This window comes from Embleya sp. NPDC008237, from assembly GCF_042956465.1.
In the GTDB taxonomy this organism is placed as follows: domain Bacteria; phylum Actinomycetota; class Actinomycetes; order Streptomycetales; family Streptomycetaceae; genus Embleya.
On record NZ_JBIBGL010000004.1, the window covers coordinates 721,025 to 736,681 of the forward strand.

13 protein-coding genes and 2 pseudogenes are annotated in these 15,657 nt (G+C 70.0%); 4 read left to right on the forward strand and 11 right to left on the reverse strand.

Features of this window, described 5'->3' with window-relative positions; genetic code table 11:
* Positions 1-340 precede the first annotated feature (340 nt).
* The 3 genes from ACFZBU_RS13605 (at position 341) to ACFZBU_RS13615 (ending at position 4,817) form a co-directional block, all read left to right on the forward strand.
* Positions 341-2,932: an ATP-binding protein gene (locus ACFZBU_RS13605; RefSeq protein ID WP_391583753.1), complete on the forward strand. Its 2,592-nt coding sequence runs from the start codon at positions 341-343 to the stop codon at positions 2,930-2,932.
* A 424-nt stretch (positions 2,933-3,356) separates the two neighbouring features.
* Complete coding sequence (locus ACFZBU_RS13610; protein WP_391583684.1) at positions 3,357-3,911, forward strand: dihydrofolate reductase family protein; 555 nt, start codon at positions 3,357-3,359, stop codon at positions 3,909-3,911.
* A gap of 141 nt (positions 3,912-4,052) precedes the next feature.
* On the forward strand, positions 4,053-4,817 hold the full coding sequence (locus ACFZBU_RS13615; RefSeq protein WP_391583685.1) for an NAD(P)-binding domain-containing protein: 765 nt from the start codon (positions 4,053-4,055) through the stop codon (positions 4,815-4,817).
* Positions 4,818-5,022: 205 nt separating this feature from the next.
* Here ACFZBU_RS13615 and ACFZBU_RS13620 read toward each other — a convergent pair whose 3' ends face one another.
* Positions 5,023-5,607 carry a hypothetical protein gene (locus ACFZBU_RS13620; RefSeq protein ID WP_391583686.1) on the reverse strand — a complete coding sequence of 195 codons (585 nt, stop codon included), beginning with the start codon at positions 5,605-5,607 and terminating at the stop codon, positions 5,023-5,025.
* A 496-nt stretch (positions 5,608-6,103) separates the two neighbouring features.
* Positions 6,104-7,051, reverse strand: a complete 948-nt coding sequence (locus ACFZBU_RS13625) for an alpha/beta fold hydrolase (protein ID WP_391583687.1) — start codon at positions 7,049-7,051, stop codon at positions 6,104-6,106.
* Between the two features lie 206 nt (positions 7,052-7,257).
* On the opposite strand from ACFZBU_RS13625, the gene ACFZBU_RS13630 reads away from it, so the two are divergent.
* Positions 7,258-7,968, forward strand: a complete 711-nt coding sequence (locus ACFZBU_RS13630; RefSeq protein ID WP_391583754.1) for a TetR/AcrR family transcriptional regulator — start codon at positions 7,258-7,260, stop codon at positions 7,966-7,968.
* Positions 7,969-8,022: 54 nt separating this feature from the next.
* On the opposite strand, the gene ACFZBU_RS13635 is transcribed toward ACFZBU_RS13630, so the two are convergent.
* The 9 genes and pseudogenes from ACFZBU_RS13635 to ACFZBU_RS13675 form a co-directional block, all read right to left on the reverse strand.
* Positions 8,023-8,775 carry a 2OG-Fe(II) oxygenase gene (locus ACFZBU_RS13635; protein WP_391583688.1) on the reverse strand — a complete coding sequence of 251 codons (753 nt, stop codon included), beginning with the start codon at positions 8,773-8,775 and terminating at the stop codon, positions 8,023-8,025.
* The gene (locus ACFZBU_RS13640; RefSeq protein WP_391583689.1) at positions 8,772-9,074 is read right to left on the reverse strand and encodes a tail fiber domain-containing protein; all 303 of its coding nucleotides are present in this window, start codon (positions 9,072-9,074) and stop codon (positions 8,772-8,774) included. Before ACFZBU_RS13640 ends, ACFZBU_RS13635 begins: the two co-directional genes overlap by 4 nt.
* Before the next feature lie 149 nt (positions 9,075-9,223).
* Positions 9,224-9,763: a hypothetical protein gene (locus tag ACFZBU_RS13645; protein WP_391583690.1), complete on the reverse strand. Its 540-nt coding sequence runs from the start codon at positions 9,761-9,763 to the stop codon at positions 9,224-9,226.
* Between the two features lie 368 nt (positions 9,764-10,131).
* Positions 10,132-10,392, reverse strand: a pseudogene (locus tag ACFZBU_RS13650) (phytanoyl-CoA dioxygenase family protein); the annotation flags it as partial.
* A pseudogene (locus tag ACFZBU_RS13655) lies at positions 10,393-10,974 on the reverse strand (aminotransferase class III-fold pyridoxal phosphate-dependent enzyme); the annotation flags it as partial.
* Between the two features lie 471 nt (positions 10,975-11,445).
* The gene (locus ACFZBU_RS13660; RefSeq protein ID WP_391583691.1) at positions 11,446-11,883 is read right to left on the reverse strand and encodes a hypothetical protein; all 438 of its coding nucleotides are present in this window, start codon (positions 11,881-11,883) and stop codon (positions 11,446-11,448) included.
* A 118-nt stretch (positions 11,884-12,001) separates the two neighbouring features.
* Complete coding sequence (locus ACFZBU_RS13665; protein ID WP_391583692.1) at positions 12,002-13,000, reverse strand: squalene/phytoene synthase family protein; 999 nt, start codon at positions 12,998-13,000, stop codon at positions 12,002-12,004.
* 482 nt (positions 13,001-13,482) lie between these two features.
* The gene (locus ACFZBU_RS13670) at positions 13,483-13,830 is read right to left on the reverse strand and encodes a hypothetical protein (protein ID WP_391583693.1); all 348 of its coding nucleotides are present in this window, start codon (positions 13,828-13,830) and stop codon (positions 13,483-13,485) included.
* A gap of 344 nt (positions 13,831-14,174) precedes the next feature.
* The gene (locus ACFZBU_RS13675; protein WP_391583755.1) at positions 14,175-15,506 is read right to left on the reverse strand and encodes an ABC transporter substrate-binding protein; all 1,332 of its coding nucleotides are present in this window, start codon (positions 15,504-15,506) and stop codon (positions 14,175-14,177) included.
* Between the last annotated feature and the right edge of the window lie 151 nt (positions 15,507-15,657).

The following is a 15,657-nucleotide window of genomic DNA, read 5'->3' on the forward strand; positions in this document are numbered from 1 at the left end:
GAGGCCGGAATCGGGGTAGCAGGCAATACTCGGGGCGACGGGTCGAGTTCGACCTTGCCCGGCTCGGATCGTGTCCGCCCGGGTCGGGTTGTGTCGGCCCGGGTCGGGTTGTGTCGGCCCGGGGCGACCCGGCCCGGGTCGGCCCGAGCCGTGACACGTCACGTCGCCTCGTGTCGACGTTCGGAAAGGATGGGTGCGGGTGTCACACGGACAGGTCGGAATCCGGAGTTCGCCGGATCCCGCTGTCTCGGGGGCGAGTGGACCCGCCGACGAAGCCCCTCGACGGGGCAGGTTGCGGGTCTATCTCGGTGCGGCGCCCGGGGTGGGCAAGACGTACGCGATGCTCGACGAGGCGCATCGCAGACTCGCGCGCGGGACCGATGTGGTGGTCGGGGTGGTGGAGTGCCACGGCCGGCCCCGCACCGAGGAGATGCTCGACGGGTTGGAGGTCGTGCCGAGGAGGCAACTGTGCCATCAGGGTGCTTCGTTCGCCGAGATGGACGTGGACGCGGTGATCACCCGTCGGCCCCGGGTGGCGCTGGTGGACGAGCTCGCGCACACCAATGTGCCGGGTTCGCGCAACGCGAAGCGGTGGCGTGACGTCGAGGAGATCCTCGACGCAGGTATCGACGTGATCTCGACGGTGAACGTGCAACACCTCGAATCGCTCGACGACATGATCGAGACGATCACCGGCGTGGCGCAGCACGAAACGGTGCCCGATGGCGTGGTACGGCGTGCCGACCAGGTCGAGTTCGTGGATCTGACGCCGGAGGCGTTACAGCGGCGACTCGCGCACGGGAACGTGTACCCGCCCGAGACCGTGGGCGCCGCACCGACGGACTACTTCCGGCCCGGAAACCTGACGGCGTTGCGGAAGTTGGCGCTGTTGTGGGTCGCGGACCGGGTGGGCGAGCAACTACACGATCACCGCAACGAGCACCTGGACGACCAGCTACACGATCCCCGGCCCGACCACCCCCGCGCCCCCGGAGCGGACCACCCCCACTCCCCCGGGCCCGACCACCGCCGCGGCCGCGGAATCGACCCCCGCCACGAGCACGGGACCGACGCGACGTGGCCGGCCCGGGAGCGGGTCGTGGTGGCGCTGACCGGCGGCCCCGAGGGCGACACGCTGATCCGCCGTGCGGCGCGGATCGCCCGGCGGGCGGCCCCGGTTGGGGAACTGCTCGCGATACACGTCGCCCGCAGCAACTCCCCGTCCGGGGGCTCGCCGGCCAACCTGGCCCGTCAGCGCCGATTGGTGGACTCGCTGGGCGGCACGTTCCACTCCGTGGTCGGCGACGATGTCCCCGGCGCCCTGCTCGACTTCGCCCGCGGGATGGACGCCACGCACATCGTCCTGGGCGGCAGCCGGCGCAAATCCTGGCAGTCCCTCCTTGGCCCAGGCATCGGCGCCACCGTCGCCGCCCACTCCGGCGACATCGACACCCACATCGTCGCCCACGAACACATCGGCCGCGGCCGGGACACCACGCCCAAACGCTCGACCACCGCCCCGTGGCGAGCCATCGCAAGCTGGGCGGTCGCCCTTCTCGGCCCACTGATACCGGCCGCCGTGCTCGTGCCGATGCGGGGCGGTGTGGCGCTGCCCGGAGACATGCTCCTGTTCCTGGCACTCACCGTCGGGGTCGCCCTGTTCGGCGGCCTGTGGCAGGCGGTGGTCACGGCCGTGGTCGGATCCCTGCTGCTGGACTACTACTTGACCGCGCCGACGCACACCCTGAAGATCGCCGCGCCGGGCAACATCCTGTCCCTCGTGATCTTCGTCGTCATCGCCCTGGCGGTGGCGTCGGTCGTCGACCTGGCCGCGCGGTGCGCCCAACAGGCCGCGCGCAGTCAGGCCGAGGCGGACACGCTCAGCTTCCTGGCCGGCAGCGTACTGCGCAGCGAAGGAGCACTGCCCGCACTGCTCGAACGGGTCCGGAAGACGTTCGACGTGGAGTCGGTCGCCGTGCTCCAACGCGACGGGCCCTGCGAATCCTGGGAAAGCGTCGGCTCGATCGGCCCCAATCCGCCGACCCGGCCCGAAAAGGCGGACGTCGAGGTCCCCGTGGACGAGTCGCTCGCGCTGGTGTTGTCCGGCAGCGCGTTGCCCGCCGACACGCGTCGTGTCCTGGGTGCGTTCGCCGCGCAGGCCGCACTGGTACTGGAACGACGAACGCTGGTCGCCGAGGCGGCGGAGGCGCGCCGACTCGGCGAGGGCCACAGCGTCGACACCGCCCTGTTCGCGATCGTCGCCCGCGACCTGCGCGCGCCGCTGGCCGCGATCAAGACCGGCGTATCCGGCCTGCGTTCGCGCGAGGTGCACTGGACACGCACCGAGCGGGCCGAGTTGCTCGCCACCATCGAGACGGGCGCCGATCGGCTCGACCAACTGATCGGCAACCTGCTCGACATGAGCCGACTGCGGATGGGCACGATCGAACCGCTGCCGAGCGACATCGCGTTGGACGAGGTGGTCCCGGGTGCGGTGGCCAGGGCCGCGCGGACGGCCGTACGGGTGTCGATACCCGACACCCTGCCGACCGTGCGCGCCGACGGCGAACTGTTGGACCGGGTGGTGGCGAACCTGGTCGAGAACGCCGTCCTGCACACCCCACCCGACACACCCGTGGTCGTCGCCGCGAAGGCGGTCCGCGACCGCATCGAACTGCGCGTGGTCGACCGCGGACCCGGCCTGCCCGACGACGCCAAGGACCGCGTCTTCGAAGCCTTCGCCCGCCACGGCGACGCCCCACGAAGCCGCGGCGTCGGCCTGGGACTTGCCGTGGCCCGCGGATTCGCCGAAGCCATGAACGGCTCCCTCACCGCCGAGGACACCCCCGGCGGCGGCCTCACCATGATCCTCACCCTCCCCGCCTCCACCACCCCACAACCGAACAACCCGCTGCCCGAACCGACCTCCTGACCAAGCCCTCCAAGCCCCCACCCCGACCGGCACCCCAAACCATCCCCGCGACCCCCGCGTCACGAACTCACCCCCGACACCGCCCGTCCGTCCTCGCCCGCCGCCACGCGATTTCCTCCCGCGCCGCGGGGCGACCTCCTTGAGACCCGGCCCCTGTCCTGGCACCGGGAAAACGGCCGCACGGTGCGGAACCGGGTGATCGGCTGCGCTCGCGACGCCATGTCACGCCACGCCACGCCGCCTCCGCGTCCGGCGGTTGTCGGTCGAGCGTGCTTTGGTGATGTGACGCGGGTGACAACGACGGGACCGCCGATGAGTTTTGTCGGCGCCGCTCGTCTACCCCTCGACACCACGAAAGCACGAGAGAACACCGGCCGCACAAACGTGCGTGGCACAGCCGGGTTCACCACCGAAGGAGCACAGCATGGGCATGATCAAGGTGCACGAGTTCACCACCGTCGACGGCATCATCGGCGCGCCGATGTGGACCATGGACTACGGGTTCACTCCGGCCCTCGGCGAGGCGATCGGCGGCTTCATGGCCTCGTGCACGGCGATCCTGCTCGGCCGCACCACGTACGAGGAGTTCGCCCCGGCCTGGTCCACGCGCACCGCCGAGGACGACCCGGGCGCGCCGTTCTTCAACGACACCCCCAAGTACGTCGTCTCCTCGACGCTGAAGCAGGCGGACTGGAACAACTCGACCGTGCTGGGTGCGTACGACGCGGAAGCCATCCGCCGGTTCAAGGAAAGCATCGACGGAGACATCTACGTCAGCGGCAGTGCCACCCTCGTCCGCGCACTCCTCGCCGACGGCCTGGTCGACGAACTGCACCTCCTGGTCTACCCGATCGCTCTCGGCACCGGCCCGCGGCTGTTCCCGGAGGGCGCCCCGCAGACCAAGCTCGAGCTCGCGGGCAGTCAGGCCATCGACAACGGCGTGCTGCACGTGACCTACACGCCGGCGACGACGGACTGAGCCGAGCCGGCAGGCTGGTACCGGCCTGCCGCCGACACCGGGGTGGGTGACCGGGATCGTTCCCCGTCCGGCAGCGCTCTCGGCGGTCATGCCGCTTTGGAGGGCGGACCCGAACCACCACCCACCACGGAGGAAGAAGCAGTGAAGCGCATCGGCATCATCGGAGTGGGCGAGATCGGCCGGGCCATCGTGGCGGGCCTGTGCGACGGGGTCGATCAGTCGCCGGACGTGTTCCTGTCTCCCCGGGGAGCCCGCGCCGCCGCGGAGTTGTCCTCGCGCTACGAGGGCGTACGGGTCTGCGCCGACAACCAGGAGGTGGTGGACCGCTCGGACGTGGTGATCGTCGCCGTACGCCGCCAGGACCGGCACGAAGCCCTCGCCGACGTGCGGGTGGACGACAACAAGATCGTGGTGAACGTGATGGCCGGCGTCGCCAACGACGACCTGCGCCGGACCCTGGCCACCGACGCGCCGATGGTACGGGCGATCCCCCTGCCCTCCATACGCGAACGTCGCTGCGTCACGGTGACGTACCCCTCGCACCCGGTGGTGGATCGTCTCTTCGAGCACCTGGGCGGGGCCCTCCCGGTCGCGGACGAGGCGGCCTTCGACGTCTTTTCCGCGCTCACCGGGACACTGACCACCCACTACGCGTATCTCGCCACGCTCACATCCTGGGCCGTCGGCCACGGCATCGCCTCCGCCGACGCCGACCGCTACGTCCGCGGACTCTTCCAGGGCGTCGGCCGCACCCTCGGCGACGAAACTCGCTCGCTACAGCGACTCGCCGCCGACCACGAGACCCCGAACGGAAGCAACGAACGCATCCGCACCACGTGGTTCGACCCGGCGAACTCCGCAGCACTCACCAAAGCCCTCGACGGCCTCCTCACCGATCTGCGGTAACCCCGGGCGTCTCCCAAACCAAGACCCTCCACCCGCAGCCGTCCCGTGAAACGAACTCGGCCTGCCGGCTACGACTTTGGGGACATCGGTGCGGTCGCCAACGCCCAGCCGATGATCTCGGGTGTCCGAAACAGTCGACCGACCCCGCCACGAGGACGAGATGAGCACGCACGCGCCCGGCGGAGGCCGTTCCGGCTCCGACCTTTCATAGCGGGAAGTCCACGATCGACTCGGGCGGGTTGGCGGCCTTGGTCGCCTCCTCCTCCCAGCCCGGGCAGTCCATGTCGAACACGACGACGGGCAGCGGGCGGCCGAAGATCCTCTCGATGGTACGGCTCGCGTGCAGGTGACGGGCGAGGTCGATGACGGCGTCGTGGAAGTGCAGTTGGAGGAGGTCGGACTTGGCGCCGAGTTCGTCGTCGTCCAGCATCCGATCGAGATCGAACTCGCCGTCGTACCAGATGCCGAGGCGCCTGGCCTCCCGCTCGTAGAGCGGGCCGCCGACCGGATCCTCGGGGACGTTACCGAGTTTGTCGAAGCCCTCCAGGATCCAGAAGGCGTAGTTCCAGCGCACCTCCCCGGGATCGGAGTTGCCCCGGCGTATCTCCTCCTCGTACCGGCTCTCCGTGTTGTAGCCGATGTCCACGTACGGGTGGCGGTCATCGGCATCGATGCGCCAGATGTTGAAGGCCAGGACGTATATCTCGCGCTTCAGCCGCTCGGGGACGCGCTCCAGGATGTCGGTGGCCGCCTGTCGCAGATGCGCCGGGAAAGTCTTCGGTTCCGTCACAGCGACACCCTCTCACCCCTCCACCCGAGGTCGGCCGGATCCGCGCCCGGTGGGTCGACCCGCTTCCGCAACACCGTCACGATGAGAAATTCACCTGGATCCGGTGGGCCGATCGGCCACGGTCACCTCGAAGTCGTCCGCCGCCGTCACCTGGTACGCCGTTCCACCGGCGCGAACCGCCGCGGACTTGTCGAGTGCGCATGTCCGTATGCAGGTCGGCTCATCATCACCAGGGCCTGTTAATCAGATTATCGTTCACCGAGCCGCACGTGGTCGTGCACATCGACGGGGCAAGGCGCGAACCTCCTCGAAAAGCCATCCGCGCCGCGTTTCCGTACGCGACAACAAACTCCGTACGCGACAACAAACCAGGAGCCGGCCGGCGCCTGTCCCGTCCGACACCCGGGAACCGCGACGGGCCCGAGCGGCTTCGAGCCGGTCGGCGGGCACGGCCACACGAGATCGTTGCCGTGGGCTTGGCTGCGGGGGTGGGGTGTTACGGGTTTCGGGTGGGGGGTTCCGGTGTGGTTCGGTCGTTTCGGTAGGGGGCCAGGAACTCGGTCAGCGCGGACAGCGTCGCCTCCGGGGCTTCCTCGGCGGGGTAGTGGCCGCATTCGGGGATGACCACGCTCTGCACGTCGTCGGCGGCGAGCCTCATCGTTGCGCCGACCGCTTCGCCCGCGTTCTCCGCTCCCCCGATCGCCAGGACGGGGATGTTCAGCCGTCGAGTCCTGCGCTCCTGGTTCTGTTCGATGGTCGTATCGAGCGCCCGGTAGAACTCGAAGCTGGCTCGCAGGGCTTCCGGGTCGGCGGCGAGGATGTCGACGTAGTGTCGGACGGCGTACTCGGGCAGCGCCTTCGCGGCTTTCGAGGCGAACTGGTGGCCGAAGTACAGGTGTTCCCGACCGCGGACCAACTGCTCGTTGACGTCGGCGAGTCGGTTGAAGCCGAAGTGCCAGAGACGGTTGTTGGCCTCCCGGCTGCCGAAGAGCGGGGGTGAGGGGGACAGTCCCGGGATCGCGGCCTCGGCGACGGCCAGGCGGTCCAGCCGGTCGGAGTGATCCGCGGCCAGGGCGTAGCCGGTCCACATCCCGATGTCGTGGCCGACAATGGCGAAGCGGCCGTGCCCGAGTGTGTCCATCAGCGCGACCAGGTCGCGGGCGAGCGTGCCGGTGTCGTACCCGTCGTCGGGCTTGTCGGACAGCCCGACGCCGCGCGGATCGACCGCGACGACGTGGAAATCCCGGGCCAGTGCGGGCATCAGGAGGCGCCATGCGTACCAGGTCTGGGGCCAGCCGGCGACCAGCAACAGTGCGGGGCCTTCGCCGCCGGTGACGGCGTGCAGGCGCAGTTCGCCGGTGTCCACGTACCGGCTGGTGAAGGTGTCGGTGAATCCGACCGGGAGGTCGGGGACTCGGGAGACGGAACCGAGGCCTTCCGGCATGGGCAGGCGGGTCCCTGTGTGGACGTCTGGCGCAAGGTCGTCGGTCATCGGGTGGCCTTTCGGATGAGCACGGGTGCGGGAACGGGTGAGAAAGCACCGGTCGTCGCCACGCTAGCCATCTTGGATCGATCGGTCAAAGATAATTTGACCGATCGATCCAAGATGGGGATAGGCTCGTCACAGGAATCCGAAACGGGAGGTGCACGCTGTCCGGCCGGAAGCAGTTCGATGTCGGCGCGGCCCTGGACCAGGCCATGCGCGTGTTCTGGCAGCGGGGATACGCGGATGCCTCGCTCGATGCCCTCACCTCCGCCACCGGCCTGGGCCGCGGCTCCCTGTACGGCACCTTCGGCAACAAGGACGCCCTGTTCGGCCGGTGCCTCGACCTCTACGCGTCGATCTACGGCACGCGGTACGAGCAGGCGCTTGCGGCTCACCCCGATGATCCGGTGCGCGCGGTCGGGGCGTTCTTCGACGTGGTCCTGAGCCGTATCGCCGACCCGTCGGTCCCCGCGGGGTGCCTCATCGTCCAGACCGCCGCTCAGTCACCGATGCTGAGTGAGGAGATCGGCATTCGGGTACGCGGCCTGCTCGACGTCCAGCGCCGGCGGGTACGCGCGGCCCTGGCGCGCTCGTCGGCGTCACCGGGCTCGTTGAACGGCTCGGATGCCTCGGACGCCTCGGATTCGTCGGACTCCTCGGATTCGTCCGGCTCCTCGGACTCGTCGGGGTCCCCGATCGACGGCCGAACGCTCGACGAACTCGCCATGTTCGTCGTCGCCGTCAACCAGTCGTTGGCCGTGCTGAGCCGTGCCGGGGCTTCCGACGCCGAGCTGCGCTCCGTGGCCCGACTCGCCTGCGCGACGGTGGCCGACACTCTCGCCGCGGATCGGCCGTCGAAGCCGGAGGACGGGTAGCCGTAGGGCGCGGCGGTGTGTCCCGCGAGGCTGCGGCGTCGAGGACGCCGGGGCTCACCGGCGCAGGTTGTTCGAGCAGCTCTCGGGGTCGGGGCTGCACAGCCAGCCGTTGACGGCGAAGCGGCTGTCCGCGTGCCGCCGGCTCGGGCAGTCGACCGGCCGTACCTCGTGCCAGGCGGTGGGGCGGAAGAACACGATGCTGTCGTGCTCGGGCTGCCAGTCCCGCCAACTGCGTTCCTGCCACTCGCCGGCCGTGTCGGTGTGCAGCGGCAGCACCGCGTCGAACACGCGCAGTTCGCCGCCGCCGAAGGGCCGGGGTGTGCGATGCAGGTAATACACGAACGTGAGCAGACGCCGGGGCTCGAACTCGGTGCTGCTGTCCTGGTGCGGCCGGTAGAAGTCGCCGTCGTTGTGCACGTTGAGGCTGTAGCTGGGGTCGGTGTGTCGGCAGGAGACTCCCAGGGTGTGCTCGACCGCCTCCAACACCTCATCGATGGCCGACATCAACTCCGGCGCGGCGAAGTCCTGGCACGAGCGGGACCGGCGAATGTCGGGAACCACCTCCCGATCTCCCACCATGGAGGGCCGCAACGTGTCGCCGACGGAGGCGATGGCGCGCTCCAGCAGGGCGCCGGCCGTACGCTCACCCAGAAATCGGGTGATGCGGCAGACCGTCACCGGAAGCCGCCAGATCGCGTCCGTACACACCGCCGACGGCCGATCCGTCCCCTCGGCCCGATCCGTCACCGTCCCCTCGGATGATCCCGTCACGGTGTCGTTTCCCGCCAAGGTGTCCTGCCCCGTCATGGTGTTCCGCCTTCGGATGCGTTCACGCTCGCGGCTTCGCGTAGCCGATCCACCTCGGCCGCGAGTTCTTCCACGCGGCGGTGCAGTGCCTGGACGCACACCAGGGCAACGCCGAGGCCGTCGACCACGGGGATCCTGGTGTCGTCCCGGTTGAAGCCGAAGGCGGCGTGCCAGTCCTGGGCCATCGGGCCGAGATGGCGCACGTCTTCGGCCTCCCACAGGTAGCGCCAGGTGCTGACGGGCAGCGCGGCCACGGTCGCCAGGACCTCGTAGCCGTTGACCGCGCCGACCGGAGCCACGGCGCCACTCTCCGGAACGCCCGCCGTACGAGGGGCTGGGAGACCGTGGTCGGCGGAACAAGGCGCCGGGGCACCGTCGTCGGCCGAACGAGAGGTCGACGACCCTGGGTCGGCTGCCGCCCGGGAGCGCCGGTGGAAGATCCGCATCCCTATCGACTCCAGTCGACCGGGACCACGTCCTGCTTGAGCGCACGATCGCTGCAGACGGCGCACGGGCCGCTCGGGAGACCGGGACCCTGATCGGTGCCGACGGTGATCGCTCCGTGCGCTCCGACCGGGGCGTGGATGCCGTCGCCGACCAGCGCCGCCTCGTACCCGCCCAGCAACTCCTGGAGGGTTCCGGGGCCCAGATTCTCCGGAGCGGAGATGGCGGCGATGCCCGAGTCGTCCGTGTAGGCCATCCCCAACGTACGGCCGCCCATGGTGGCGAACACGATCTTCGCCCCGCGGATGGGCTCCCCGGTCACCGCGTCGGTCGCCATCGCGTTGATGTTCTCCAGTTGCATCTGGGTGACATTGAGGCTGGCTTGACTCGCGGTGAGCCTGGTCGGCTTCAGACCGGGGCATTCCGCTCCGGTGCACGGGGTGCCCGACGGGGTGGTCGCGGACGCGCCGACACCGCTTCCCGCGCCCAGCGATGCCAAGGCCGCCGCCATCACCGCGACAGTCCTACGACCCGCAAAACTCATGTCCACTCCCCTGGGAACGCCGAGCATGGTTCGCGCCGGCACGTGACGCGGCCGGGGCGCCGCCCCCTTCGGACGACGCTACGGAGCGTATTCACACCCATCCGGCCCAATCCAGCCGACAAACGAGAGTTCCCACTATCTGATGAATCGCTGGTAGGAACAGCAACGGCGGGGAGTCGCGGCCACGGCCGCGACGTCGATCGCGGAAGCGGCAACTCGGAACGGCGATGACGTGGCCGGCTTCGGCCTGCTTGCCCCCAAGGCCCGTCTCTCGTCCCGCCGTTCACGGCCGCCCGCAGTGGCCGTGTCCCCGAAATGGCCCGCCCATTCCGGGGACACGGCCGTCACGGCATACGGCCGTCAGGACATCACGTCGCCGCGCCGGTACGACGGCCGAGCGGGCGCGGTTCGCGTGCCGCGATGAAGTCGGGTCGTGTCGCGCGGGCGGCGTAGGGGGTGGTCAGGGCGTTGTCGATGCTGTTGTAGACGATGAAGAGATTTGCCCGCGGAAACGGCGTGATGTTCTCCGCCGATCCGTGCATGCAGTTGCCGTCGAACAGGGTCGCCGATCCGGCGCCGCCGGTCACGACGGCGATGCCGTGTGCGTCGGCGAGTTCGGTCAGGCTCTCCGTGACGAACGCCGGGTTGTTGCCGCGGAAGGTGCCGTTGTGCTCGCCGGGCTCCCACACGTCCAGGTCGCGGCGGAACAGGGTGAGCGCCATCGGCAGGCCCTAGCCGCCGATCGACTTGGACGGGCACACGATGTCGGGGGTGATCCCGGCGGGTTCGAAGCTGAAGAACGGCCCGGTACGGCCGCAGCCCATCTGCACGTCGTCGACGATCAGCAGGATCTCGTGCCGGCGGCACAACTCGGCCAGCCCACGCAGCCATTCGTACCGTGCGACATTGACGCCGCCTTCGCCCTGCACGGTCTCCACGATGACCACGGTGGCCATGTCCAGGCTGTGGGTGACCCCGTCGCTCTCCAGGTAGTCGAGCAACGCGCGCTTGAGGACGGGGTGGTTGTGGCCGTAGTTCAACGCACCGGCTCCCGCGAAGAAGTCCAGGTAGCTGCGGCCCTGTTCGTGTTACATGCGGCTGCCGTGCGCGCGGGTGAAGACAGTCGGCCGGCTACGGGAGTAGCTGCGGACCTCGGACTCGAGGGTTTCGAAAACAGTCACGTTTCTCCAGAGGTTCGGTGGATGGTGAATGGAGCGGTTCGCGGGGTGGTTGATGGCCGCCGGCCCGCCCCCGCCTACCGGACGGGTCGAGCCTGCGGCGCGAACGGGCCGACGCGGTGGAGCACTTCGCCGGCGTGGCCGTCCGGGAACAGGCGCGAGGCGAACAGGTCCGTGCGCGCCGGGGTTGTTCCGTGCTCCCGCGCGAGGGCCGTGGATCGGTGATCGTGGCCGTCGGGAAACCGGCACACGCTCGCCTCCGTGGGTGCGAGCGCTCGGGCCGGTTCACCGATCGCGGGGCGTGGTCGCGTCGGCGGAGCGGAGGGCGGGATTGGGTCGCGGGTGGCGGGCGGCGGCCGGGGAGTCCGATGAGCCGTACCGGTGACTCGGATCGGCCTCGGCTCCGTGCTGCCGCGCCCGCCGTGCTCCGTGGCGGTGTTGCGTGGTGGTGTTGCGTGGTGGTGTTACGTGGCAGTGGTCCGTGGCAGTGGTCCGTGCGGGTGCTCAGGCGGCCTTTGCTCGGCCTCCGGAAACCTGGCGCAGGGCGTCGTCGAGGTCGGACTGGGCGCGTTGCAGCCAGGCCGAGGTGATGTCCACGGCGTCGCCGATTTCGCCGCTGCGTCGGTGCAGGTGCGGCTGCTCGCCCTCCTCGGCGGCGCGGGCGTGCTTGATCGCGTGGTGGATGCGTCCTGCGGCGGCGAGTTCGCCGCCTGCCACCTGGAGCCAGGCCCGCGTCGTCTCGTCGGCGACCTTGCCGGTGTTCGCGGAGTCGGTCAGTGCCCGCGCGATCGCCTCGATGCTCTTGCCCGCCAGCTTGCGCGTCACCAATGCCGGCGGCAGACCGGGAAGTTGGTCCAGCTCGGCCAGGACCACACTTTCCAGCAGGGCCAGGCTGTACGTCACTCGACCCAGTTTCAACAGATACTCGTCATCCGGAATCATCGAGCCATTGTGCGATATGGGTCGGACACGATCGTGACGCCACACGGCGTGTCGCACCCAATGCAGCCGGACGCGCCAAGTTCGGCGCGCGCGGCACGCGGCGCAGGTGCATCCCGCCCTACCGCGTCGGCGCATCCGGCCCGCCGGCGATCACCCTTCCCGGCCGCGAGCGCGCCCACGGCCACGATCCGTACGGCTCGACCACGGCGCGCTGCGGAGTGCGCGGTCCGGAGCGGCTCGGGCTTCGCGGCGGCGGCGGGTCCGCGCGGCGGGCGCGGGCGAGCAGGCGCAGGCACTCGGCCGGGTTGTCGCGGACCGGGCGGCGGGTGATGGCGGAGCCCATGGCGCAGACGTTGTCCAGCCGGTGGTGGGTGAGCGTGAGCACGCTGCGGACCAGCGGCCGGTACTCCGGCGGTACGTCGCCGACCAGGCGATCACCGGCGTCGAGCGCGGCGCGCGCGGTGGTCGCGGTCGCGGCCAGCAAAGCCCGGACGCCGGGCGTGTCCCGGCCCGATCCCAGATCGGCGCGCGTGACGCCGTACCGTTCCAGGTCGGATTGCGGCAGCCGCATCCGTCCCGCACCCAGGTCGTCCGCCAAGTCGCAGAGCAGATCGGTGCGTTGGAACCCGTCGGTGAACAGGCGCACCGAGGCGGCGAATTCCTCGTCCCGGACGAGATGCGGGGTGAGCCCGGTGCTGAGCATCGCGCCCGGCCAGGTCAGCGCGTCGACGTAGCGCTGGTAGGCGTCCTCGTCCGCGAACTCGGGAAAGTCCAGTTCGGCGCGGGTGCCCTCCAGGTAGGCGTCGGCCCACGTGCGGGGCAGGCCGTGCACCCGGGCGGCGTGCAGGTACGCCCGCAACAGCGGATGCGTCGCGGTGTCGGTGTCCAGCGCCGCCCGCACCCGGGTGGCCCACGCCTCGAATCGCCGCCGACGTCCGGCCTCGTCACCGCGGTCGCAGACGTCGTCCGTGAAGTACCCCATCGCGGCGCCGACGAGCGCGTGCGGCGCGAACTGCGGCGGCGCCAGCAGCCGCAACGCCGCCCATCCGGCCGTCTCCCGACGTCGCATGAACCGCTCGGCGGCCGTGTAGTCGGCGCGCAGTGTGCTGTCACGCACGCCCGCCGCATCCAGACAACGCCGCCACGAGCGCATGAAACCCCCGAAGGTTGGTCACCACAGGCTGATTTGCCGCACGGAGAGTATCAGCACGGACCGGGGCAAACCCACGTCCGCAGCGCGGTGGCGGTGGCGGTGGCGAACGGCGCCCGTCCCGAGGCGCAACCACGGGTCCCACACTCGATACCCCGCCACCCCGCCACCCCGTCACCCGGTCACCCGGTCACCCGATCGCCGGAGCACGAGCACCCGAGTCGTCGGGAAGGAGCCGCCCGACGATTGGGGGTGAGATCGCCGGGCGGCCCGGGCACCGACCACGGGGGTTGTCGGCGCATCCGCAACGATCCGCCGTACAACCGCCCCTGCGCAAGACCTGATGCGCCACCCGCACGACCTGCAAGCCTCCCGCAGGACCCCGGAAAGCCGGGTTCCGGCTCATCCGATTCCGGCGGAGGTGTGGCGCGCAAGGTCCGGTCCGGGAATCAGCTGAAGACCACCGAGCGGAGCTTCAGGCGCTCGGAGGCGGAACCGCCGTTGGGGCGAAGGGTGTAGTAGTCGCCATCGCAGTCGACGTCGGTGAAGACGGTGGCGGTGGCGTCGGTGTCGTTCCTCGGCGAATGGGCCGGATTCGACGCATCGGGGTCGGCGACTTCGGGCAACGTGATGCATTCCCGGCCGGGCGGGTCGCTCAATCGGGCTTCCTGCGCCTGGCCGTTGAGGCCGGTGTACTTGTAGGAGAACTCGCCGGTGGCGGCGCCGGCGGAGGTCGGCAGGGTCACGACGAGCACGAGCGCGCCGAGTGCGGCGACCATGGTGTTGCGGAGACGCATGGGGAGGGTTTCCTTTCCCAACGGGACGGTTCGGCACCACCCTTTCGCGGCCGACAGTCGGATCCGTCGCGTGGCACGCTGCATCACTCCCACGAGCAGGCTGAATCGATTCCCACCCGGCCGAGTGGGCGACCCCGCACGTGCATTCGGAGCAGTCGGCACCCCGCCGTGACCGCGAAGCCGACACACCTCGTCGGCCACCGGCCGGGCGGGGACCACACCGGGCAACCGGCCCCGCGTGGCCCCCGCCCCGACACCGGCGCAGACGCCGTGCCGCCCCCACTCCGTCCCCCGTCCCCGTCCTGTCACCCCCGTGCGGCCCCGCCCCCGCCCGTCCCCTGCGACTACTTCGGCGCAACCACCCAGGCGATGTCGGGAAGGTGGTTGGGAGCCGTCGTGAAACCGGTGAGCTTCTTGGCGTTGAAGGCGTAGATGCCATCCATGCGCATGACGGAGACGAACCAGCCCTGGTCGACCACGTAGCGGACGACCTCCCGGTACCTGGCGTCCTGTTGGTCGAGGGGTGCGCTCGCGGCGTCCGTCAGTCTGCGGGTGAGTTCCGGGTCCTGGGACGCGAACGGATTGAACGCGGTCGGGTGCGGGAGCAGCCAGTCCAGCGCCATCAGGTAGGTGGGCGCGGCTCCGTAGGCGAATCCGACCGCGGCGAACTTCCTCGAAGTAGCGTTGGCAAGCCACCGGCCGACGCTGGTGTCGGTGGTGACCTGGGCGGTCACGCCGATCCGTTTCCATTGCTCGACCACTGCCTGGGTGACCAGGTCGATGCCGAGCAGACCCTGTGTCTCCATGTCGAGCGCGAATCCGTTCGGGTATCCGGCTTCGGTCAGCAACTGCCTGGCCCTGGCCGGATCGTACGGGTAGCGCCGGTCGGTCTCGGCGGTGAAACCCTCGGCTTCGGGCAGACCGATCTGCGTGGTGGGTTGCCCGTACTGCTGCACCACGGCTTTGGTGATCGCGGCCCGGTCGACGGCGTAGTTGAGGGCTTGGCGAACCCGGACGTCCTTGAGTGGCGGGGCCCGCGTACCGGCGCGATCGACCAGGTTGACCCCGAGCGTCACGATCGGCGTGTGGGCGACCGTCAGGCCGCCCGATCTCGCGGCGTCGACCTGCCCGGCGGTGATGGTGAGGGCGTCGGCCTGACCGGTTTTGACGGTCTGTAGCGCGGAGTTCGGGTTGGGGATGACCTTGACGACCACCTTCTTCCAGTGGATCTTCGTCTTGTCCCAGTACCGTGCGTTCGGCGTGTAGGTGTCGTGGTCGCCGGACACCGTCTGCCAGGGGTCGAGGACGTACGGTCCGGCGCCGAAGGACCTGGTGCCCATTTTCGCCGGGTCGGCCAGACCCGCCGGGCTGATCACCGAGCCCACCAACGAGACGTTGTCGAGCAGGCGCGGCAGCACCGGGTTGGGCGTCGTGCAGTGGATCCGCACGGTCAGCGGCCCGGTGGCGGTGACCGACTCGATGGAGGACAGCCAGGAGATGTTGAGGCCGTTCTTTCGGGCGTAGTTCAGCGATGCGGCGACGCTTTCGGCGGTCAGCGGCGATCCGTCCGAGAAGGTGATGCCCTCGCGGAGTCCGAACTCGAAGTCGGTGTTGCCGGTGCCGATGTAGCCCCATTCGGTGGCCAGACCGGGTTGGGTCGTGCCCTTCTCGTCCAGGCGGGAGCGTGTCGTAGGACAGGTTCACGAACCAGTTGTCCGAACCGACGTTCGCCTTGGCCGGATCCAGACTCGCCGGCGGGCTGAGCGAGACGACGGTGAGGGTGTCCCCCTTGCCGCCCTTCCCGCCACTCTTGTCGCCGGACGAGCC